The organism is Paenibacillus brasilensis (assembly GCF_009363115.1).
GTDB lineage: Bacteria > Bacillota > Bacilli > Paenibacillales > Paenibacillaceae > Paenibacillus > Paenibacillus brasilensis.
The window spans coordinates 4,124,832-4,146,246 of the sequence record NZ_CP045298.1 but is presented as its reverse complement, the minus strand read 5'-3'; the positions used below and the strand labels follow the sequence as shown (position 1 = coordinate 4,146,246).

Below are 21,415 nucleotides of genomic sequence, written 5' to 3'. Positions count from 1 at the left end.
GCTGTCTTTACAGATGCATAAGCTGTGGAGATCGCCTTTTTTCTACAGGCTGTGGACAGCGAATTTCCATTTTTCCACGTGTGTCGCCATCCCTATATACCAAATAGCTAAGGGAAATTCTCCCTTCATGTAAAGTATAGCAATGCTTGTTAGACCAGACAACATAATTGGGCTACCATCCTGCACCAAAAAAGCCTTCCCTCACTGTAGTGAAAGAAGGCCAGGTTGTGGAAGTAAGCGATACTAACCTACTGTTAGATCCAAAAAGATTTTGTGATAATCACCAGCAAAATGAACAATACCAGAATCGCGCCTGTGGATGTCCATGCTCCACCGCCACCGTAGCCAACTTCACCCATGTCTAATCCCTCCTTACTTAAAGCATACTCTTATGGTATGAAAAAAAAACGATTTACGACAGGGCACATTGGAAAGTTTATTTGACATGGTAAGACTTCTCAGAAAATGGACTGGTACGTTTCGGAGGGATCAGTAATGATTCGTGGCGATAACTGGCAGAGAATGTCGTCGGTTCTACGTAGCAGCCTGCTCACATCCTTATGCTTCATATTATGTAGGAGTGGAGTTTCTAATTGGGATGATAGAAACTGGGTGTTGTTTTCTTTCATATATAGAGCTTTCAGCATTGAAGTCAACGCCCAGTCACATAGGATAATGCAGCATTGAGACTGGTTATGTTTTTGCAGGATTCGGGCCAGTTTCATGCGGTATTGGGCTAGGCTGTGAAAATCGGTTAGGGAATTATGTAAGTATAGATATATTTAATACTAAATATACGATTCTTAATCTCATGTTTACTCAAGAAAATCTTGTCTACACTTTTTAGTATGAAGGGGTGTAGATGAATGCAGGACAAAGAAGTGTTAAAGCTAGTTGGGGCTAGAATAAGAGTTTTACGCAAAGAAAAAGGCCTCTCACAAGAAGCTCTTGGGGAAAAAGGTGGATTTCATTTTACATACATTGGACAGATCGAACGTGGAGAAAAGAATGTTTCTTTGATAAATGTAGCTAAGATCGCAAAAGCACTAGACTAAACTTAGTTCTATAGAAATTATTGCGATGCTCAAAAAGTCGAGTCCAGAGAAAGTGCGCTTGGCGAGGAATGTGATAAGGGAAATTATCAACTAAGAAGATTTCAAAAAATTTATAAGTGCAAAATAAACCCACCTGTTTTTTTAAAATACAGGCGGGTTTTTCTAGTGTTTCTACACTCAAAATATGCATGAATTGTACAGAGTTCTAGTCCATATTTCTATTGTAATCGATCATCAAACATTAGTTGTATTTGAATACCGAAGGGGTCTTCAATAATACCATATGCTTTGCTAAACATATTATTAGATAAAGGAACAATAATTTTCACTCGATTATCTGTAATTAAGCTATTATAAAACTGTTCAATTTCTTCTAAATCGGCACTTTGAATACATAATGAAGTGTTGTTCCCAACTGTATATTTTTCACTGATGTTCATCGTATCCTCTGCTATCATCACCTTTGTTCTTCCGATGGATAAGACAGAGTGAGAAATGTAATTCTTATTTTCATCAGTAAGCTGTATAGAGCTGTCACGTTTTGCAATATCTTGATAGGTAACAAGTAATAATTCTTCTGCGTTGAAATGATTTTTGTAAAAATGGATAGCTTCTTTGGCTTTTCCATTCATTGATAAGAAAATAGCCACTTCCAGTGTTGTACTCATGGTATCAATCTCCTTTTATATAACGATTTTGGGTAGATATCTTATACATTTGTACATTTGATATATTCCCTTAAACTCATTATCATATATAAAGGTATCAAAACATGACACCTTTATAAGGAGACGGGTATGAAAAAATCGGAAAGATTAAATCACATGATCAGATACTTAAACAGTCGAGAGTTCTTTAATTTAAATGACCTGATGGATCAATACAATATTTCAAAAAGTACGGCACTGCGTGACATTAGTTCATTGGAGCAGTTAGGTATGCCTATTTTTTCGGAACATGGTAGGCATGGACGATATGGTATCTTAAAAAACAGATTGTTATCCCCCATTATTTTTACTATGGATGAAGTGTATGCTCTGTACTTTGCAATGTTGACGTTGGAATCCTATCAATCCACACCCTTTCATTTAAGTGTTAGTCAACTAAATGAAAAGTTTGAGAACTGTCTTTCTAATCTACAAATCAAGCAGATTCACAAAATGAAAAAAGTCCTACAATTTGAAATGTATCAGCATAATAATGTTAGTCGTTTTTTAGATCAAATTCTAAAAAGCATTCTTAATGAAAGTAACTGCAAGATTCAATATTTAAAGAACAGCCAGAAAAAAAGTTACCATATTCAATTTTTCAAAATTTCCGCTATGTTTGGTCAATGGTATGCTGCTGGAATAGAGCTACATACGAATAAATATAGAGTTTTCAGATGCGATCGAATCACCTTGATAGAAGAAGAGGAGATCAATGCTCGCTTTTCTATAGATGAACTCCTTAGTCATTCATTAGAGTTGTATCAATCCGAGGAGAGTATTGACTTTGAAGTGGAGATTTTAGAACAAGCAAAGGATATTTTTTATAAAGAACATTATCCTTCTATGAAAATAGAACATGGTCATAAAATAATCATTAAGGGCTTCTATAATCCAGGAGAAGAGGAGTTTATAGCTAACTATTTTATGAGATACGGTAATTTTGTTAGATCAGTGAAGCCTGAATCATTAAAGCAAATCATTCAAGATAGGGTAGAGAATCTTTTAAATCACTATCAAAAATTATAATGTGCTTTGAGAGCTATAGTTTTCATTATGATATCGAGATTAATTTCCTTCTGTTTCCTTTCAGAATCCTTACGTTTAACAATGGTGCCTATAAATAAGTCAAGTAATACATTTGCATGTCCTTGTTTTCTATGTTTTAAAGGCAAGCGGATGGCTTACTGCTGAATCATTTCGAGGGAGTTTAATCATTTGTCTTCTTGGTTTTATTGAGCTATCGTTTCCCGTTAGCCTTAACCACGAGTCACTATCTAAGGATCATATTAAACTCAATAGCTCATCACGGAGTTCGAAATAAGAATCATTCCAGTCCATCTTCGCATTTAAATGGTAGCTTCAAAGCATTGAGAAAAAAGGCGTGTCTTTAGCTGGTTGTTTGCTCCCAAAAAGGGGCCAAATTGACCGATATAACCTCAATGACTTCTTCAAATATCGTTTCCATTGAGCGATCTTGAGGATTCCGGCTCCACTGTAAAGCCGATCCGAATATGCCCCAACTGATAACGAGTGCCATAGCTTCCAATTTTTCTTGCGAAAAGCCCTGTGTGTCCACTTCATTTATCCGTTTAAGCAGGAGTCGCTGAAGATCCTGATGCATGGCATTTTCAAACATCGCTTCAAACTGCTTGTCTCCCGGCGTACTATATTGTTGAAACCGCAAAAGAAAATCGAATATGGTTTGAATAAGGATTCGCAAATTGTCTGCAGTGCATCTTGGTTCTTCCGGCAGTCTATCCCTTAGAGTCATTTGGAACTTTTCCGTCATCCAATATTCAAGAAAGTCATATTTATCCTGAAAATGCGCATAAAATGTTGTTCGGTTTACGGTTGCTTGATTCGTGATATCTTGCACAGAAATGGAATAGACGTTTCTCTTTTTCTCAACCAAATCGTTAAAAGCCTGCACGAACAATTGACGGGTTCTTTTAACACGCGGATCCTCGGTATTTACCGACATTTTACCCCCTCCTTCTCTTGAACTCAAATAACAGACAAAAGGACAAAAATGTTGGGAATACAACAAAAACTGCTTTTTGCAGGTTGTTCGCACAACTCAATCCTTTTATCTTTTACTTAAGAGGTTGTTCAAAAAGTCACTGAAAATCCACTGCATACCTCTGCGTTGTTTATTCTAAAATCTTGCTCACGTACCTAGAAATGTACATTCAGCCAATTTTAAAATAAACGCCTTGATCTGTTTGTGTCTGATTCAACGACTTTTTTGAACACACACTTATACGATTATGATCGCACAAACAAAATTGTGTGACAAGAAACTCTTTATCTGATTTGCAAACGAAAGGATGAGTGTAGAAATGATTGTTGTTACAGGAGCGAATGGAAAATTAGGTCGGAAGGTCGTAGAGGAACTTCTCAAGCGTGTTCCTGCCGGGGATATTGGTGTAAGTGTCCGTGATGTGAACACGTCACAGGATCTAAAAGAACGCGGAGTTCGTGTTCGGCAAGGAAATTTCGATGATTCCGAAAGTCTTCTTCACGCCTTTGAGGAAGCGTCTCAAGTTCTTATTATCTCGTCCCACTCCTTGGGAGGAGTTGCTGTTCGTCAGCATCAAACCGCAATCGACTCGGCAAAGAAAGCTGGTGTTAGTCGAGTGCTGTACACTAGCCAAATGTTTTCATCTGCAACGTCACATTTTCCTCCTATGAACGTTCATGCTGCTACAGAAGAGATGCTAAAATCTTCTGGAATGGCTTTCACATCACTGCGAAACGGCTTTTATGCCGCATCAGCGATGATGTGGATGGGTGATGCCTTGAAAACAGGGGAATTGATTGCTCCGGAAGACGGTCCTGTTGCCTGGACCATCCATTCCGACCTGGCTGAAGCCACAGCGGTAATCCTGACAGAGCAGAGATATGACGGTATAACTCCTCACCTTACGGCTTCCGAAGCGATTGACATGGATATGATCGCATCAATTGCTTCCAAGGTCTTGGATCGACCGATTCGGCGAATTGTCGTGTCGGATGATGAATATCGGAACCACTTGATGTCCCGAGGGCTGCCGGAAGCGATGGTCGGCATGCTTACGGGTATGTTTCAGGCAAGTCGACAGGGAGATTTCTCCCAAACCAATCCCGCTTTGGAAAACCTGATTGGCAGATCCCCAGTGAATTTTACGGATTTTTTAAAAGACTCGATTTCTCAATAACACTTTAACATTGACTATTTAGGAACATCGGAAGAGGGGTGTCCACTAAGGATGCCCTGATCCGTTCTCGACTTTTTCTTATTCAACTAACGTGTCCCATTAGTTCAATGTTCACTTTGCTCTCGGTATTAAAAAATGCTTTCCCTGCTTTCTCAAAACCAATTCGCGGATATTATGCATAGCGGTCAGTGAGGTGAGACTTCGGGAGATGTATTATGAATACAGAAGGGGTCTTCAAATGTTATTTCTTCGCTATAAGTTCTATGCGCAGCTGATCCAGCTTCTCGACCTTCGTCTTGTTCTTTTTAATTACATTCAGGCAGTGGTTCATCGTTATGCGCGGATCCAGGCTCGCAAATGCGTCACGCTGCTCCAGTCCTGACGGAACACGGTAACGAAGACATCATGGCATACATCCTCTGCGTCTTGGCTATTCTTGAGCATATACAGACATGTGCGGTAGATTTTTTTGTTATAATTATGGAATAGTTCATGCTCGGTCACCTCTGGAACTCCTTTCTTGTCGGGATATATTATAGACAAGTCAAAGTGGGAAATGACTCACTTTTTTTCTGGAGTCCAGCACTAGAAGTCGAAACCAATAAATACTTAACCCGAGGATTGCTCGAAAGAGAAGGATCGCAGGCACGTTCTACTGGATTTGAGTATGACACTTAATTCATAAAACAATTTACTGCTAAAAGAGCGATGTCTCCTACAGCGTTAAGCTAAGCAGCCCTTTCGTTCAGCTATTGTGTCCCGTTAACAATATAACGATAAAGTCTCAATTTACTACCATCTAATAACAGTCAATTCTGGCCATATATTTGTCCATTTATCTACTTTTTTATAATAGATATCTTCAGATATTAACCTTTTATTTGGCCTTAGAGTAAGTGTAAATAAGTCCTTCAATCCAAATGGAGCGTATATTTTCCATCTTCCGGAGCAGAAATCCAACCCCCTTGGTTCTATTCTTATTCATAAGTTTCATGCAAACCTATAACATTCCTTTTTTAGCCTACCTCCAATTTCAAAAAAGCCTATGCAAGAAGAATACATAGACAATTTTGATAATCAGCCAACTCATTATTACTCTTCCCCGATGGACATTTAACGCAATAGCCATTCCTTTATCGTCAATGTGGAAGAGCCATTTTGAATGAGCGGATCTAAATTCCCAATCTTTGTCGCCTCATCAATTGACGCTGCCTTAATTAAATAGGCTCCTCCCGTTGCATCGCCAAACGGACCATACATTTCGAGAAGCTCCTCTTTTTTTAGCTTTTCCAGATGGTCATAATGCCCTTGGATATCATTAGAATCGAACTTGTTTGTTCGTGTAGTAATTAATAAAAAGTAGCTCACTGATTTCCCCTCCATATTTTCCTTGTAATATAAATCTAGCATCTCTGATCAACAAAATGAATATCAATTCATACATAATTCAAACCGTATTTTAACACTATTTTGGCAAACGGTAATAGGGCACTCTTGTTGCTTCCTCAAACTCTAGTTTGTGGGCAAGCTTCCTAGATCCTATATTTCCGGAATGACATGACCAAACCGGTTTATAGCCATTAGCCATGCAATAATCAATTAATTCTGTACATACGATAGATCCGAAACCTGAACCTTGATTTCTTTCACAGGTTTCAATTCCTATTTCAAGCTGATCATCTATTATAAATGCTGCAAATGCAGTAGAAGCAGGATGGTCATTCTCCGAAAATATAGTAAAGCCTATTCCGTTTTTCATGAAATCATTGTAATTATTCCAGAAGTACTTTGGCACTACGCTCCCATCCAATTGATTAAAAATAGCTTCTGATGTTGTTACAATTTTGTAGTTCATATTCGTTTGTCTTTTTTTAACCGCTAAAAACTTTTCCTTATTAAAACCAAAATTTATTCTCTGATATTCCAGAACTTTGTTATCTTCTTCCACTAACAATGATTTTTTATATGGTTCATTCGGGTTCTTTTTGATTAGATTGCTTCCCAAAATAGCTTCCATTTTTGAATATAATGAAGCAGGATATACTTGCAGCCATTCAAATTCATTCCTGACATTTTGGACATTAAGCATATAGGATGCCAGCTGTACATAAAAATCTTCCAAGGCGTTCTAATTATTCCAAGGCACCATAACCCAACTGGATTATCCTTTCATGTTCCCAAGCAAGTTCTTTTTCTATGGTTAACGCTGCCTGCTGAAGTTTCAGTCCATCGGATTATAAAAAAGCTAAATAACATTTGGATTGCCCCTTCTTCACAATTTTATATATTAAGGATGATTTAGAGCAAAATGTATATCTGGTATTTCTGAAGAAGATATTACAGCGCTAGCTACATATTAGCAATAAAGATTGCAAATAAATGCTGTAGATAGATTCCCAAACAAAAAACACGCCCACAAATGGCGTGTTTCCTTTTAAACCCTTACTTCCAAATCTCGTCCGCAATCTCTTTAATGAAGGCAAGCTTTTTCCACTGCTGCTCTTCCGTCAAAATATTGCCCTCTTCCGTGGAGGCAAAGCCGCATTGCGGACTCAGGCAGATATGGTTGATGTCGACGAATTGGGTTGCTTCCTTAATGCGGTTAATGACCGTCTGCTTGTCTTCCAGCTCACCCGTTTTGGAGGAAACGAGACCCAATACGACCTGCTGCTGGTCTTTCAGATGCTTGAGTGGTGTAAAATCGCCTGCACGGTCAGTATCGAATTCGAGATAGTAGCCATCAATGTTGTCGATGCCGAACAGGGTTTCGGCAACAGGCTCGTAGCCGCCTGAGGAAGCCCAGGTCGAATGGTAGTTACCACGGCATACGTGGGTTGTAACGACCAAATCGGCTGGAAGTTCATTTACAGTTTCCTGATTCACGCGAGCGAACAGCTTTTTGGTTTCTTCTATATTCTCATCCGCATGCTGTCTGGCTTCCCAATAGTTTTTATCGCAGAGCATGCCCCATGTGCAATCATCCAGTTGCAAGCTGCGGCAGCCTTCATTATATAACGCTTGGATCACGGATTTATAAGCCTTGGCAATATCGGTAACCAGTTCATCCAGGTTGCTGTAATAGGTATCGGTGGTTTCTTTATTCTCTCCACGCAACAGCTCGGCCAAAAATTGTGCCGGTGCAGGGATCGCTTGGCGTGCAATAGCATCCTTACCTGCTACTTGCTTCAGGAATTTGAAATCTTCAATAAAAGGGTGACGGGAATGACCGATTTTACCGGACAGGCGTGCGGTTTCCGCTCTTGTTTCTACGCCTTGAAATTGGTAGCCGTTCGCAAGCTGTACCTTTTCCACGCCGTCCAGGCCCCACATAAAATCAAGATGCCACCACGAGCGTCTGAATTCGCCATCTGTCACGGCTTTCAGCCCTACTGATTTTTGTTTTTCTACCAGCTTAATAATTTCGTTGTCTTCAATCTTTCTCAATTCGTCCGCAGAGATTTCGTTATTTTGAAATTGAATTCTGGCATCTTTAATCGCTTGCGGGCGCAGAAAGCTACCGACGATATCATGTCTAAAAGGGGTCACTTTACGTTGGGATGCATTGTCAAGGATGCTGTTCATTAGGGTTATCTCCTTTTTACTTCGGTAATGAAGTTCTTGCAAAAAAGATAACATACATTTTCAGCTATAAGGTAACTCCAATAAACTATAGCTAGTTATAGTCTAAAGCTATACCCAGCCTTTTATTCCCCTATCGCCTCATGCAGCGCTTCTACATAAACGGTGGCCAGCTTGGAGAGTGCAGCGTTTTTATGACAAATCCATCCCACATTAATAGACTCATCACATTCCAAAGGCACGGAAATAATCTCGTTACCATTCAGATCCGCACTGATTACCCCAGTAGAAATAGTATACCCGTTCAAGCCAATCAGCAGGTTAAAGAGGGTCGCCCGGTCATTGACACGGATGCTTTTGGGATGCGACAACGTGCTGAGAATTTCCTCAGAAAAGTGAAAGGAATTATACTCCCCTTGCTCAAAGGACAAATACGGATAGGGGTGAAGCTGGTCGATCGTTACAATGGATTGGCAGGATAATGGGTTTTTGCTGCTGATAAAAATATGCGGCTTCGCCGTAAACAGGCTGTTAAATTGCAGGTTCGCATCTTTTAGCAGCTTATTAATGACCTTCGCGTTAAACTCGTTCAGATACAGGATTCCAATCTCACTACGCAAGCTTTTGACATCCTGTATGATTTCATGAGTCTTCGACTCCCGCAAAGCCAGCTCATATTCATCCTGTCCATATTCATTCACCAGATTTACGAATGCATTTACAGCAAAAGCATAGTGCTGTGTAGACACGGCAAAATGCTGCGGTGAAGGCTTGGCATCCAGATAGCGACTTTCCAATAACTCCGCCTGTTCAACAACCTGACGCGCATAACCGAGAAACTCTACGCCCTCCTTGGACAAAGAGATTCCTTTATTGGTTCGTTCAAAAATAGTAATATGAATTTCTTCCTCCAGATCCCGAATCGCGTTCGACAGACTGGGCTGGGAAATAAACAACCGCTTCGCCGCCTCATTCATGGAGCCACGATTGGCAATCTCGATGACATATTTTAATTGTTGTAAGGTCAATGCTTGATGTCCCCTCGATTTGTGTTTTCTTTATTATATAACACTTGAGCATCCGTCAAAAAATAAAAGAAACCACTTTCGAAAAAGTGGCTTTTTATAGGCTCTGATCGAATACACCCTTGGACGGTGTCCGATTAAATAAAGATTTTTTTAGGCTTATGCGTCAGTCTCTTTTTCTTTGCAAAATACGTCTTTGGCAACCTGAATAGCTGAAGCTGCGCGGGGCCACCCCACATAAAAGGCTAGGTGTGTCATGACCTCAACCAGTTCTTCCTCGGAAATACCGTTCTGCTTGGCTAGAAACAGATGATAGGGAAGCTGATTCACATGCTCACCCGCTACCAAAGCGGCAACTGTAATGAGACTCCGTTCTCTGAGAGACAATGCTTCTCTCCTCCAAACATCCCCAAAAAGAACCTTCTCCGTATAGTCTGCAAATGCAGGCGCTAAATCTCCTAGCGTTTCCCGAGCGCTCGATGTGATTAGTTTGTGCTTCATTTGTTCAACGCTTCCTTTCCTTCCTAATTGTGCAGTGTGCAGTTTCCAGCTATAAAATCATCTGGGCAAGTCCGTTGCCAAAGGACCAATTTTCAAATTCAGTCTCCACCAGTGTTACAAATACATCCTCCTGCCTAATCTTACATTCAATAGATAAGAGCTCGGCTAGCCTGTGGTAAAAACTCTTTTTTTGCTCCGTAGTTCTACCCGATCCCATTGTAATTTGGATATACAACAGCTTGTCTGTTCTGGGTACATTCAAATAATCCGGGCTATAATAAAACTCGCTTTGCTTATGAGCATGAAAAACCTGAAAGTAATCCTTTTCCGGTACCTGAAAATGCTCAATCAAGGCCTTCAAAATACAGCGGCTAATGCAGGGCAGCTCTTGCTCTGTGTATTGCTGCTCCATGTAACCAACGCGTACAAATGGCATGTTCATCTCTCCTATCCATTGGAATAAGATGATTGTACTCCTTCTATCTTTATCTGTATAATTGAAAATAATCATAATTAAATTCGTTTTTGTCGATGGAGATGGATATGCATGGATCTGAAGGAGCTAACTACATTTCGTACCATTATCGAAGAAGGAACTTTCTCAAAAGCTGCTGCCAAATTAAACTACGCGCAGTCTACAGTCACAAACCAAATCCAGAGGCTCGAGAAAGAGCTGGGATTTCAGCTTTTTAAAAGAGGTTGGGATGCGGAATTAACGGCCTCAGGCAAAGTGTATGCAGAAGAGGTAGATGGGCTTATTCAGCATTGGAATTATGTGCTGGACCAGGCCAAATCTCTGAAAAAGGAGGAAGTCGGCACGCTCCATATCGGTGTGATTGAAACGGTAGCGGCTACCATACTCCCCTTGGTTCTACAGCGGTTTCGGGAGCATAAGCCGAATATTACGTGCCATTTTACAGTTGGAAACACGGATACGCTCTCGAACGCTCTGATGGACCATACGCTGGATTTTGCAATCTGCGGGGAACCTCACTCGATTCCTTCCTTACACTTTGAACCCATTTATCACGAACAAATCGCTTTTATCGTGTCCCGTAATCATCCCTTCGCAGCAAAAAGTGAGCTTCATCTGGAGGATTTGTATGAATACCCGCTTATAGCTGGAGGTAGAAGTTGCCTGTACTCTATGCGGCTGGAAAAAGAGTTTTCCCGCTTCCCGTCGATGCCGTTTTTGTATACCATCAGCCAAATTTCGTCTATACCCTCATTCGTAAAAACAATCTCTTCAGTTGGAGTGGTTTTATCGTCACTACCTTTGCCGAATGAGCTGGTCACCATCCCCCTCCAGCTAAAAGACCCGAATATTCCCATTGGAATATCACAGAACAACCAGGATCAGCAATATATGTCTTCAGCCCGAAAGCTGTTTATGCAGCTGGTTAAGGAGCAATGGTCAATCCAGACTACCCAGGTCTAATTAAACCGGATTTTTTTATGGGGGATACAAGCCAGTTCCCGAACCCAAATCAACATCAAAAAAACCGCTAAACACATCGTTTACATGTGTTTAGCGGTTTTACTTTTATGAAGAGGGAAATGTGTTGATGCCAGTTATTTCGCTTCGAGCGTTTTTTTCCACAGTCCCAGAATGAGTGCAGATATCACGGAGCCAATCGCCACTGCAAGCAAGAACAGCAAAGCATGATTGGCAAGCGCTGCTACAAAAATGCCGCCATGTGGAGCTGGGAGATTGATTTTCCAGAACTGCGTCAGACCACCAGCAATCGCTGAACCCACAATACAAGAGGTTAGGACACGCAGAGGGTCAGCAGCTGCGAATGGAATTGCTCCTTCTGTAATAAAGGACAAACCGAGTACATAGTTCGTCAAACCAGATTTGCGCTCTTGCTCCGTAAATTTATTTTTGAAGAACGTCGAAGCGAGTGCGATTGCCAGCGGAGGTACCATACCGCCCGCCATAACAGCAGCCATCATAGCTCCGTTCGTGTTACCACTGGAAGTAAAGACACCGATTGAAAATGCATAAGCCGCTTTGTTGAAAGGTCCTCCCATGTCAATCGACATCATTCCACCCAGAATCAGACCCAAAATAACTGCATTGCCCGTACCCAAATTGTTCAGAACATTGACAAGCCATGTATTAATACCACCGAAAATCGGATCGAACAGGTAGAACATAATTGCACCAGTAATTAGGAGTCCAAATACCGGGTATAACAAGATTGGTTTTAAACCATCCAGCGCCTTCGGCAGACCTGCCAAAGCTTTACGCAGAAGAATAACCACATAACCAGCCATGAAACCTGCTGCCAGACCGCCAAGGAAGCCTGCATTAGAGTTTACAGCCATCAGACCACCAACCATACCTGGCATCAGTGCCGGACGATCCCCAATACTCATCGCAATAAATCCGGCCAGTATCGGAATCAGAAAGTGGAACGCACCTGTTCCGCCGCCAATCGTTTGCAGCAGCTTAACGATTGGATTCTCTGCGCCCGCCATCTGTTCGAACAGGAAGGAGATGGCCAACAAAATCCCGCCGCCTACAACGAACGGTAGCATATGAGAGATGCCGTTCATTAGATCCTTGTAAATTTTACTGCCGACACTGATTTTTTCTGCTTTCGTCTCCTCTGCGTTCCCCTTACCTTCACTACGATAGATTGGAGCATCGCCGTTGAGCGCTTTGCGGATCAGCTCTTCAGGTTTACGAATACCGTCACTTACCGGTCTTTGCAATACAGGCTTACCGTCAAATCTGGCCATTTCAACCTTTTTGTCAGCAGCAACGATTACACCTTTGGCACGACGAATTTCATCCGCTGTCAGTACATTTTGCGCACCTTCCGAGCCATTCGTTTCTACCCGGATGTTTACACCCATCTCTGTTGCTTTCTTAATGAGAGCGTCTTCAGCCATAAACGTATGCGCAATACCTGTAGGACAGGCAGTCACCGCAACAACAAACTCGTCTGAATTCGGGTTACCAACGATAACGCCCGGCGTTTGCTGTGCTTTGGCAGCCTCTTTCTTCGCCTCTTTTGCTTCTTTAGCTGCTTCCTCTTCCGCTTGCTTCGCATCAAACAACCCTGATACTTCTTCCGGTGTTTGCGTTTTCATCAGCTTGTCGATGAAATCGGTATCAATTAGCAGCCGGGAAAGAGCTGCAAGTGTACGAAGATGTGTATTAGCTGCACCCTCTGGAGCTGCAATCATGAAAAACACTTTCGCAGGCTCGCCATCCAGCGATTCGAATTCTACGCCTTTACTGCTTTTGGCGAACACTACAGTCGCTTCATTTACAGCTTTGGTCTTGGCATGCGGCATCGCAATGCCGCCACCAATTCCTGTGCTGGATTCTGCTTCGCGTTTGTAAATCATTTCCTTGAACAATGCCCGGTCATTAATACGGCCACTTGCTTCGAGACTGGCGATGAGTTCTTCAATCGCCCCGTCTTTTGTCGTAGCCTGCAAATCCATAATCATCGTTTCTTTAATCATCAGGTCTGTTATTCTCATTTTTCACACTCTCCTAAGTTCGGTCAGCGTGTGGACACACGCATAATAAGCTCATGATGTAGCGGGGATTACCATTTTGTAGTCGTGACTTGCGGCCGTAATTGTTCAATTTTCTCTCTAGTAGCCAGATCATCGGAGAACGCGGTTGCGCTTCCGGATGCCACTCCTGCACGGAATGCTTCGATCGGATCGCCAAGAAGAGCCAGCGTACCCACGAATCCAGCAATCATTGAATCACCTGCGCCTACAGAATTTTTAACCGTTCCTGCTGGTACATTTGCGTGATACACTTCCTCTGCCGTAATGAGCAATGCCCCTTCTCCTGCCATGGAAATCAGTACATTTTTTGCACCTGCTTCCAGCAGCTTACGGCCGTAAGTAACGATCTCCTCCTTTGATTGAATGGTTACGCCAAACAATTCAGCCAGCTCATGGTGATTCGGCTTGACGAGCAGCGGCTTATGGACCAGTGCCTTCATCAGCGCTTCACCTGTGGTGTCGATGACGAATTCAGCCCCGGTTTGCTGGCATACGCTAATCAGTCGATCATAAAAGTCTCCTCCAAGTGACGGCGGAATACTTCCCGACAAGACAACAATGTCATTTTTCTGGAGACCCGACAGCTTTTGCACCAACGCATCCGCCTCATGCTCACAAATCTCAGGTCCCAAGCCGTTAATTTCCGTCTCATCGCCATGCTTGAGTTTAATGTTGATCCGTGTGTCATCCTCGATGATTACAAAATCAGTTTTAATGGATTCTTCCCGCAATGTATCGTTGATAAACCTGCCTGTGAATCCGCCGAGAAAGCCAATCGCCGTGCTGTCTGCTCCCAATTGGTACAATATCCGGGATACATTAATTCCCTTGCCACCCGGCAATTTCAAATCTCGTTTCATCCGGTTCAAATCACCAAGCTTCAAATCATCAACTTCCACGATGTAATCAATAGAAGGGTTCAGCGTTACTGTATATATCATTGTTATCCCTCGATTATCTTAGTTTTCTGAGCAATGGATCGGCGTGAGCGTTCAGACACCGATTCGCTAATAAGAATAGCTTCCTTGAGTTCGAACAGTTTGGCGAAGGTTACTTCTCCAATTTTGCTGGAATCCGCCAACACATAAGTTTTGCCGGACAGTTGGTGGGCTCGTCGCTTAATCAGCGCCTCTTCAGGATCAGGAGTGGTATACCCCATTTCCACGTCTACCCCGTTCGTTCCCAGAAAGCACTTGTCGAATCGAAAATTGTCCAAATTCTGCAGGGCAATACTCCCGATTACGGCTTTGGTATGAATTTTCATCATCCCTCCCAGTAGATAGCTTCTGATTCGCTTGCTTACCAGTGCTTCTACGTGGGATAGACCGTTTGTCACGACCGTCACGTCTTTAGCTTCAATGTAAGGAATCATCGCCATCGTTGTTGTTCCCGCATCCAGATAAATACATTCGCCATCCAAAATTTCTTTGGCAGCCATACGGGCGACTACATTTTTTTGTTGAACGTTTTTGAATGTTTTCTCTTCTATGCCAGGTTCCTGACTTTTCTGATTCAGCAGGGTAGCCCCGCCATGAATCCGCTTTAGCAACTGACGGCCTTCAAGATCTATCAAATCACGCCGAATCGTTGACTCAGATGCCTCCAACAGATCAGCTAATTCCTTCAATTTTACAACACCACGTTCTTGTAAGCGCTGTATTATTAAATTGTATCTCTCTTCCGTCAGCATCTTCATTCCCCCAACTGTTCATATCGTATCACAAACCCCACAAAAAACAATCATTTTTATTCAAAAAAAATTCAAAAAACTTCACCTCAAGTTCATTTTTTTACAAAATGGTGAATTCCTGCCCTGATCATTATGGTTGCGTTTACATTGTAAGGAAGGCTTATCCATTTTTATGTAAATTCATTCTTCTTACATTTGAAATTAGCAAAAAACGTTCAAAATCATTCTGAAAGGACCCGCACCATTTTACCATGACTAAAAGCTGTTGCGGGCAATTCGCAGATCATTGCCATTCCCTCGCTCTTTATGTATCTAATATTCATGATCTCTATTTTATACCAACCTCTCCTTTACATAAATTCGCCTGATTCCCTAAAATTCATGTACACTTTTATCCAAGCAGGTGAGCACCATAAGGTCAAAGCTCCCTGGAAAAGCTATAATTGCTTTATGATTCTATACGCCACAAGCGACGAAAAGGAGAATATATGAATAGCATTCAGTATCTATCCCAATTTAATTTGCTTCATAATCTCTCATTAGAAGATTTGGTTGAAATGGATCAAATGACCTCCATTACGACCCTACCGAAAAACACATTTATTCAAACCCCCGATACCTTCTCCTTCGGGCTTTATTTTGTGAAAAAGGGGAAGGTACGTCTTTACAAGCTGAATGCCGACGGGAAGCAATTTACTTTGGATATCCTCAGCGAGGGAAATGTATTTGGTGAAATGGATATGATTTCACTAGGGACACGGGATATGTACATAGAAACCATCGAAGAATGTGATATCTGCCGGATGGACAAAGACCGATTCGAGCATTTTTTAATCCAACATCCTCGATTCATGATGAATATGATCAAGGTGTTAAGCGATCGAATCTCAGGTATGAGCAGTTTGGCCCAGCATCTGGCTTTGGGAAATTTACAGGATAAAATTTTATATGTTCTTCAAAAATTAAGCGATCAATTTACCCTACAAAGTCATGGTGAGTATTACAAAATTGATTTCCCCCTGTCTCATCAGGAAATCGCGAATCTGGTCGGGGCCACCCGTGAGACTGTAACTACTGCTCTACAGGGGCTTGTCAAAGAAAAGATCATTAAAACCGGCTTTAAGACGATTTATATCCATCAAGACAAACTATCGTCTAATACTAAAAATGTGTGGAACCCATAAAGAAACTCAGAAGCTGCATAACTAATGAGATGCCCTGCATCATCTAAGAAAGTTAAGTCTGCTAGAGTTGTCACAGTTCCCAGTCGAGAGCCATGATAACTCAAAAGCCTTTTTTTAATAGTTTATGACTTTAGTGTTCTGCCCTTAAAGAGAGTATATGCCAGATCATTTTTAACAACTTTATTATTTTCGAATACGTTATATCCTCGTTACGAGTCACGATTTCGTCCTTATTTATACTTGGTCTTATACGATTTCTATTTTCGCCCGCCGTGCTATTATCAAAAATAAAAGTGGTATTTAAATCTTCAATGCCCTCACTAAGCTTCTTCCCTGTTACATTAGGCACCATGAAGCGATTATTTTTATCGATATAAGGAGTTTTGGGCGTTGTAAATAAGACATTAAAAAAAACAAAATCAATATCTCCATCATAATACCCGGTTGAAGTTGTAAGCTACATTACATCTAAATTCCAGACAAAAGAAGTATCGTATATCTACCAGAAAATATACGATATGGAGTGAATGAAATGGACAATCAAAAGTTGCAAAGGCAACTGAATGCTGCCAAAGCTCATGTGGAAAAAATGCTCCCTCAAGAGATACTGGACATATTTGAAAAAACGATCCACGAAATTGGTGATTCGAATACCGCCAATGGACTTAGCCTCGGGACCAAAGCGCCTGATTTTAGCTTACCGGACTATACAGGCCGAGCCATAACACTATCTGAAGAAACAACAAAGGGAGCTGTTGTTCTTATCTTTTACAGAGGACATTGGTGTCCGTTCTGCAATCTGGAGCTACAAGCCTACCAACGGTACATGAATGATATAACTTCGCTCAATGCTCAACTGATTGCCGTGAGTCCACAAACTCCCGAGCACTCAATGAGCATGCAACAGAAGAACGAATTGAGCTTTCATGTATTAAGTGACCTGCATAATCAAATAGCAGAAAAATACAACCTCAAATTTAAACTTCCTGAATATGCACATGAAATTTACAGATCATTAGGCATTTCACTGGATACATTTAATGGCGACAGCGCCTGGGAGCTGCCTGTACCCGCTACATATGTAATTGATTCAGAAGGTATTATTCGTGCAGGAAATGCTTATGCTGACTACAAAAAACGAGTGGAGCCTGCTGACGTATTACAAGTTCTACGCTCTCTCTAGAGTCACTATTAAAAAATAATTCTTATCTATCTGCATAGGTGGGGGGCAATATATGAATCCTAAAAATTACTTCCTAATTCCAGATTCAATATTACAACGCAAAGGGGCTCGCAAGGGAACAGATATTCCTGAAGATGTGCTTCAACTGCTACAGCAAGGACAGCTTCAAACGGTGAATCTCACCGAATGGCTGGCTGTCGACCATGCTGTACTGCTGCAGCATGCTCTCGATGATTTTGGATTGCAGCGATCATGCGATGTCTTCCTGTCTGAATTGAATCATTTGAAGGAAAAGAAGATCATGAAAATACTCCCTGCGATTGCGCAGGCATGGCTGAACTTGTTCGAGCAACAAACATATGAAGAACGTACTCTGATCTTTAGCGCCATGGCCTCCCATCTCTCAGACAGCATTCGCTGCTGGGCTGCCTATATCGTCGGGATTGATCCTCGTTTAAGTGTCGAGCAAAAATTGACAGGCATTCGTCCCTTTGCGGCTGACCCCCATTTCGGAGTGCGTGAAATTTCCTGGATGGCTGTAAGAGGGTCCATTGCCATGCAACTGCTCGAATCGCTGGCGCTTTTAAACGATTGGGTACGGGATCAGGATGCCAATATACGTCGTTTTGCCATCGAATTGACTCGGCCACAAGGTGTCTGGGCCAAGCACATTCCTGAGCTGAAAGAACAGCCAGAGCTGGCGCTTCCACTTTTGGAAGCTGTTCAATCCGACCCGGTCAAATATGTTCAGGACTCCGTGGGCAATTGGCTGAATGACGCCAGTAAAACCAACCCGGAATGGGTGCTTCGAGTTTGTGATGCGTGGCTGAAGACTTCGAATACAAAAGAAACGAGGCGAATAGTCACACGAGCCAAAAGAAGCTTGATGAAAAAGCAGTAATTCAGAGACTCTTCCCCATCCAATCCATATCCCAGCTGATTTACATAAACTATGAGATACATCTGGAATATTAGGAATGGAGGATTCCTATGTCTATTATCCGAATCTACTTGGAAGCAGACAGCGTCGTTTCCGGAAACATTGCTATCACAACGAATATAAATGTCACACGGACCGTCAATCGTTACACACCATTGCTGTGCTTGGCAACATTGTTGGAGGAGTGACCACCATCCCGGCACAAAGTTTCACGAATGATAGCGGTACTTCAGTTGCGGCAAACGGTCTAATTGTTTCGACCAGTAGTGGATATTACAATGTATTTGTAAATGGAACATTTCTGCGAGGCGGGTTAACAACGCTTTCCACTGCTAATCTAATCATTAATACAGGCTTGGTTGTTGGTGTGACGGTAGTTATTGAGGTTATCTTTCAACACTAGCGCCTCCTCAACCTCTGTCAATAACGTCACAGTGACGACACAATTAGCGACTGAGCTGAGATATCATAAAATAACCAAAAAAAAACCGCCAAACAAGGGTTTGCCCCCGTCTTTAGCGGTTTATTTCTCTATGAACCAAAGGATTCATCAAAAATGTATGCTACACGTTTTTTAAGTTGTATTCAGCCTTATTTTTTGTTTTCTAATAAACAGATTGTTCTTCCAGTCACATAACAAAAATAAATTTTTAAATCTTGAAGTTCTCCACCAAAACCCGCAGCTTCTCGGCCAGTGAAGAGAGGAGCGCTGCGGAGGATTCCACTTCTTGCATGGCGGCAAGTTGTTGCTCCGAAGAGGCAGACAGGGATTCCGCCCCTTCAGCCGTATGATTGGAGACCGTTACAATATTCTGAATGGCTTCAACGAGCCCTTCGGAGATCAGAGCCAGCTCCCGGACTGTGGCTGAAATTTGCTCGCTTTGGGAAGACATATCGGAGACGGAGATTTCGATCTCAGAGAAGGAGCGTCCGGCCGATATGATCAGCTCCTTGCCCTGCAGCATTTCGTCCGTGGAACGTTTCATAGTTTCACCCGCCTTGTCCATTTGGGTGATAATCAGACTGATCAGCTCGCTGATTTGTCTGGCGGATATGGAAGAACGTTCGGCCAGCTTGCTGACGGAGCCGGCGACAACGGCAAAGCCCCGGCCTTCTTCTCCGGCACGCGCAGCTTCTATCGCCGCATTCAGCGAAAGCAAGTTAGTCTCCTCGGCTATGCTGGTGATGGTGTCGACGATGTTCTCAATCTCCTTGGAATGGCTACCAAGCGTATCAATAATACTTGAGAGATCGCCGATGTTTTCGCTCACTACTCCTATTTGGGAGGTGGCGGAATCCATCGATTCCCGGCCAAGACGCGCTTTCTGGACATTATCCGCGGCCTTGTTCATTGCGATGTCCGCATTGCCGGCAATATCGCTGATGAAGCGTGATATATCCTGAACGGCTTTATAGCTTTCTTCCAGGTTCTCCAGTTGGGTATGCGCCCCATCAACCAGCTCAATCGTAACATTCACGCTGTGCTCTCCGGCACGGTTTGTTGCCTGGGCACTGGCAGACAGCTCCTGGGAGGAAGAGGCGACCAGAATGGAGGTGTCATTGACCTGAGTAATCAGGTTGCGCAGGTTCATTGTCATATCGTTGAAGTCGCGAGCCAGATTCCCGATTTCATCCTTACTTTTGAAGAGAATTGGTTCATGGGTAAGGTCACCTTTGGTAATGGTGTTCACAGAGATTGACAGCTTGGTAAGCGGACTTACCATACGGCGAATCAACAGGTAAGCGACAAGGATAGCCACGATGAAGATGGAACCGCCAATAATGAAGGGCTGAACAATAATATCCAACGTCCGTTCCTGAATTAACGAGCCATCAAAATTGATAGCCATCAGTGCAACAATGGGCTTGGTGGGATCATGATCCTGATAGATGGGACCATATCCGGTTTTGAGCGAGGTTCCTTCATATGTATAAACCTTGGAGTATGCGGAATGCTTCATGGTAGTTATCATTTCTTTGTCTTCGTCTGTGAAGTAGAAGGAATCGCCAGCTCGATAGCCTCTTTGCTTGAAGTTAGCATCGGCAGCGAGAATTTTTCCATCCAGAGAGAGAATGAAAGCCTCTTTAAAAATAGGCTTATGTGCCACAATCCAGCCGATCCGGTCTTCAATGGCAGCAAGTTTGCTGTTATCTCCACTGGCCAGAGCAGATATATCCGCAGGATCTATAAGGCCAGTCGTAATATTGGCGCAGCCCACCAGCTCGATTCCTGCAGCTTCATCTACTTGATGGTAAGCGGTACGATATCCGAAGTATCCAATGGAGGATCCTACGAGAAACAGCATGACGAGCATCATCCAAGTTAATTTTGTTGCCAGTTTCATTATGTGAACCACCAATCCTGACTCTAATAAATTTTAGTGACAATAAGTTGTCATTGCTACGATTATAGCCTATCAACACTTGTTGGAATATGGTATTTTGGTGTCGGAATATGACATTTTAGTGCTGGAATATGTCGTTTTATGTGAGAAAATTCATTGTTTTTTATCGTTTCATCCATATCATAAAATAACCATAAAAAAAACCACCAAACACAGGGTTTGCCCCGTCTTTAGCAGTTTATTTCTCTATGAACCAAAGGATTCATCAAAAATGTATGCTATATGTTTTTAAAGTTGTATTCAGCTTTATTTTTTGTTGGCTAATAAGAGATTAACGATAGTATCGAGTTGGAGCTCCAGCGAATAAGGGTCCTCCATGACAAACTCATCACCTTGATCACTGAATGAACCGTACATATAGACTTGTCCTGATTGGCCCCTTCAACTTCTGAACCATATACAAAGA

At 42.2% G+C, this 21,415-nt stretch carries 23 protein-coding genes and 1 pseudogene; 9 read left to right on the top strand and 15 right to left on the bottom strand.

Going from position 1 to position 21,415, the window contains the following annotated elements; translation table 11 throughout:
• Positions 1 to 254 precede the first annotated feature (254 nt).
• Positions 255 to 359 (bottom strand): YjcZ family sporulation protein, encoded by a 105-nt coding sequence (locus GCU48_RS27390; protein ID WP_208811871.1) that lies wholly within the window; start codon positions 357 to 359, stop codon positions 255 to 257.
• A 507-nt stretch (positions 360 to 866) separates the two neighbouring features.
• Here GCU48_RS27390 and GCU48_RS19725 point away from each other — a divergent pair.
• A pseudogene (locus GCU48_RS19725) lies at positions 867 to 1,149 on the top strand (helix-turn-helix domain-containing protein).
• Positions 1,150 to 1,273: 124 nt separating this feature from the next.
• On the opposite strand, the gene GCU48_RS19720 reads toward GCU48_RS19725, so the two are convergent.
• The gene (locus tag GCU48_RS19720) at positions 1,274 to 1,723 is read right to left on the bottom strand and encodes a VOC family protein (RefSeq protein WP_152381190.1); all 450 of its coding nucleotides are present in this window, start codon (positions 1,721 to 1,723) and stop codon (positions 1,274 to 1,276) included.
• Positions 1,724 to 1,852: 129 nt separating this feature from the next.
• On the opposite strand from GCU48_RS19720, the gene GCU48_RS19715 reads away from it, so the two are divergent.
• Positions 1,853 to 2,791, top strand: a complete 939-nt coding sequence (locus GCU48_RS19715; protein ID WP_152381189.1) for a helix-turn-helix transcriptional regulator — start codon at positions 1,853 to 1,855, stop codon at positions 2,789 to 2,791.
• A gap of 361 nt (positions 2,792 to 3,152) precedes the next feature.
• On the opposite strand, the gene GCU48_RS19710 is transcribed toward GCU48_RS19715, so the two are convergent.
• On the bottom strand, positions 3,153 to 3,746 hold the full coding sequence (locus GCU48_RS19710) for a TetR family transcriptional regulator (protein ID WP_152381188.1): 594 nt from the start codon (positions 3,744 to 3,746) through the stop codon (positions 3,153 to 3,155).
• 358 nt (positions 3,747 to 4,104) lie between these two features.
• Here GCU48_RS19710 and GCU48_RS19705 point away from each other — a divergent pair, with 358 nt between their 5' ends.
• Entirely contained in the window at positions 4,105 to 4,962 is an 858-nt protein-coding gene (locus GCU48_RS19705) for an SDR family oxidoreductase (RefSeq protein WP_152381187.1), read from the top strand.
• 333 nt (positions 4,963 to 5,295) lie between these two features.
• Here GCU48_RS19705 and GCU48_RS19700 read toward each other — a convergent pair whose 3' ends face one another.
• The 8 genes from GCU48_RS19700 to GCU48_RS19665 all read right to left on the bottom strand — a co-directional run bounded on the left by GCU48_RS19700 (position 5,296) and on the right by GCU48_RS19665 (position 10,503).
• Entirely contained in the window at positions 5,296 to 5,466 is a 171-nt protein-coding gene (locus GCU48_RS19700; RefSeq protein WP_244315779.1) for an RNA polymerase sigma factor, read from the bottom strand.
• Positions 5,467 to 5,754: 288 nt separating this feature from the next.
• Complete coding sequence (locus GCU48_RS19695; RefSeq protein WP_244316321.1) at positions 5,755 to 5,877, bottom strand: nucleotidyltransferase family protein; 123 nt, start codon at positions 5,875 to 5,877, stop codon at positions 5,755 to 5,757.
• 198 nt (positions 5,878 to 6,075) lie between these two features.
• Positions 6,076 to 6,345 carry a YciI family protein gene (locus GCU48_RS19690; RefSeq protein WP_370881008.1) on the bottom strand — a complete coding sequence of 90 codons (270 nt, stop codon included), beginning with the start codon at positions 6,343 to 6,345 and terminating at the stop codon, positions 6,076 to 6,078.
• Between the two features lie 82 nt (positions 6,346 to 6,427).
• Positions 6,428 to 7,051, bottom strand: coding sequence for a GNAT family N-acetyltransferase (locus tag GCU48_RS19685; protein WP_152381186.1), 624 nt, complete (start codon positions 7,049 to 7,051; stop codon positions 6,428 to 6,430).
• Between the two features lie 353 nt (positions 7,052 to 7,404).
• Complete coding sequence (locus GCU48_RS19680) at positions 7,405 to 8,544, bottom strand: 5-methyltetrahydropteroyltriglutamate--homocysteine S-methyltransferase (RefSeq protein ID WP_152381185.1); 1,140 nt, start codon at positions 8,542 to 8,544, stop codon at positions 7,405 to 7,407.
• A gap of 122 nt (positions 8,545 to 8,666) precedes the next feature.
• Entirely contained in the window at positions 8,667 to 9,569 is a 903-nt protein-coding gene (locus GCU48_RS19675) for a LysR family transcriptional regulator (protein ID WP_152381184.1), read from the bottom strand.
• Between the two features lie 156 nt (positions 9,570 to 9,725).
• Positions 9,726 to 10,067: a carboxymuconolactone decarboxylase family protein gene (locus GCU48_RS19670; protein WP_152381183.1), complete on the bottom strand. Its 342-nt coding sequence runs from the start codon at positions 10,065 to 10,067 to the stop codon at positions 9,726 to 9,728.
• A 49-nt stretch (positions 10,068 to 10,116) separates the two neighbouring features.
• The gene (locus tag GCU48_RS19665; protein WP_152381182.1) at positions 10,117 to 10,503 is read right to left on the bottom strand and encodes a tautomerase family protein; all 387 of its coding nucleotides are present in this window, start codon (positions 10,501 to 10,503) and stop codon (positions 10,117 to 10,119) included.
• Positions 10,504 to 10,614: 111 nt separating this feature from the next.
• On the opposite strand from GCU48_RS19665, the gene GCU48_RS19660 reads away from it, so the two are divergent.
• Positions 10,615 to 11,505, top strand: coding sequence for a LysR family transcriptional regulator (locus tag GCU48_RS19660; protein ID WP_152381181.1), 891 nt, complete (start codon positions 10,615 to 10,617; stop codon positions 11,503 to 11,505).
• A 134-nt stretch (positions 11,506 to 11,639) separates the two neighbouring features.
• On the opposite strand, the gene GCU48_RS19655 is transcribed toward GCU48_RS19660, so the two are convergent.
• The 3 genes from GCU48_RS19655 to GCU48_RS19645 all read right to left on the bottom strand — a co-directional run bounded on the left by GCU48_RS19655 (position 11,640) and on the right by GCU48_RS19645 (position 15,297).
• A complete protein-coding gene (locus GCU48_RS19655) occupies positions 11,640 to 13,568 on the bottom strand; it encodes a PTS fructose transporter subunit IIABC (RefSeq protein ID WP_152381180.1) in 1,929 nt (642 codons plus the stop codon).
• A gap of 68 nt (positions 13,569 to 13,636) precedes the next feature.
• Positions 13,637 to 14,548, bottom strand: a complete 912-nt coding sequence (gene pfkB / locus GCU48_RS19650) for a 1-phosphofructokinase (protein WP_152381179.1) — start codon at positions 14,546 to 14,548, stop codon at positions 13,637 to 13,639.
• A gap of 2 nt (positions 14,549 to 14,550) precedes the next feature.
• Positions 14,551 to 15,297: a DeoR/GlpR family DNA-binding transcription regulator gene (locus GCU48_RS19645; protein WP_152381178.1), complete on the bottom strand. Its 747-nt coding sequence runs from the start codon at positions 15,295 to 15,297 to the stop codon at positions 14,551 to 14,553.
• Between the two features lie 488 nt (positions 15,298 to 15,785).
• Between GCU48_RS19645 and GCU48_RS19640 the strand changes: the two genes are divergently transcribed.
• From GCU48_RS19640 to GCU48_RS28190, 5 genes are all read left to right on the top strand, one after another.
• Positions 15,786 to 16,481 (top strand): Crp/Fnr family transcriptional regulator, encoded by a 696-nt coding sequence (locus GCU48_RS19640; RefSeq protein WP_152381177.1) that lies wholly within the window; start codon positions 15,786 to 15,788, stop codon positions 16,479 to 16,481.
• A 532-nt stretch (positions 16,482 to 17,013) separates the two neighbouring features.
• Complete coding sequence (locus GCU48_RS19630; RefSeq protein WP_152381176.1) at positions 17,014 to 17,664, top strand: peroxiredoxin-like family protein; 651 nt, start codon at positions 17,014 to 17,016, stop codon at positions 17,662 to 17,664.
• 88 nt (positions 17,665 to 17,752) lie between these two features.
• A complete protein-coding gene (locus GCU48_RS19625) occupies positions 17,753 to 18,565 on the top strand; it encodes a DNA alkylation repair protein (RefSeq protein ID WP_152382211.1) in 813 nt (270 codons plus the stop codon).
• Between the two features lie 89 nt (positions 18,566 to 18,654).
• Positions 18,655 to 18,792, top strand: coding sequence for a hypothetical protein (locus GCU48_RS28195; protein WP_231503486.1), 138 nt, complete (start codon positions 18,655 to 18,657; stop codon positions 18,790 to 18,792).
• A complete protein-coding gene (locus GCU48_RS28190; RefSeq protein WP_244316319.1) occupies positions 18,765 to 19,007 on the top strand; it encodes a DUF4183 domain-containing protein in 243 nt (80 codons plus the stop codon). The genes GCU48_RS28195 and GCU48_RS28190 overlap by 28 nt, the downstream gene beginning before the upstream one ends.
• Positions 19,008 to 19,254: 247 nt before the next feature.
• Here GCU48_RS28190 and GCU48_RS19615 read toward each other — a convergent pair whose 3' ends face one another.
• Positions 19,255 to 20,949, bottom strand: a complete 1,695-nt coding sequence (locus GCU48_RS19615; protein WP_152381175.1) for a methyl-accepting chemotaxis protein — start codon at positions 20,947 to 20,949, stop codon at positions 19,255 to 19,257.
• Between the last annotated feature and the right edge of the window lie 466 nt (positions 20,950 to 21,415).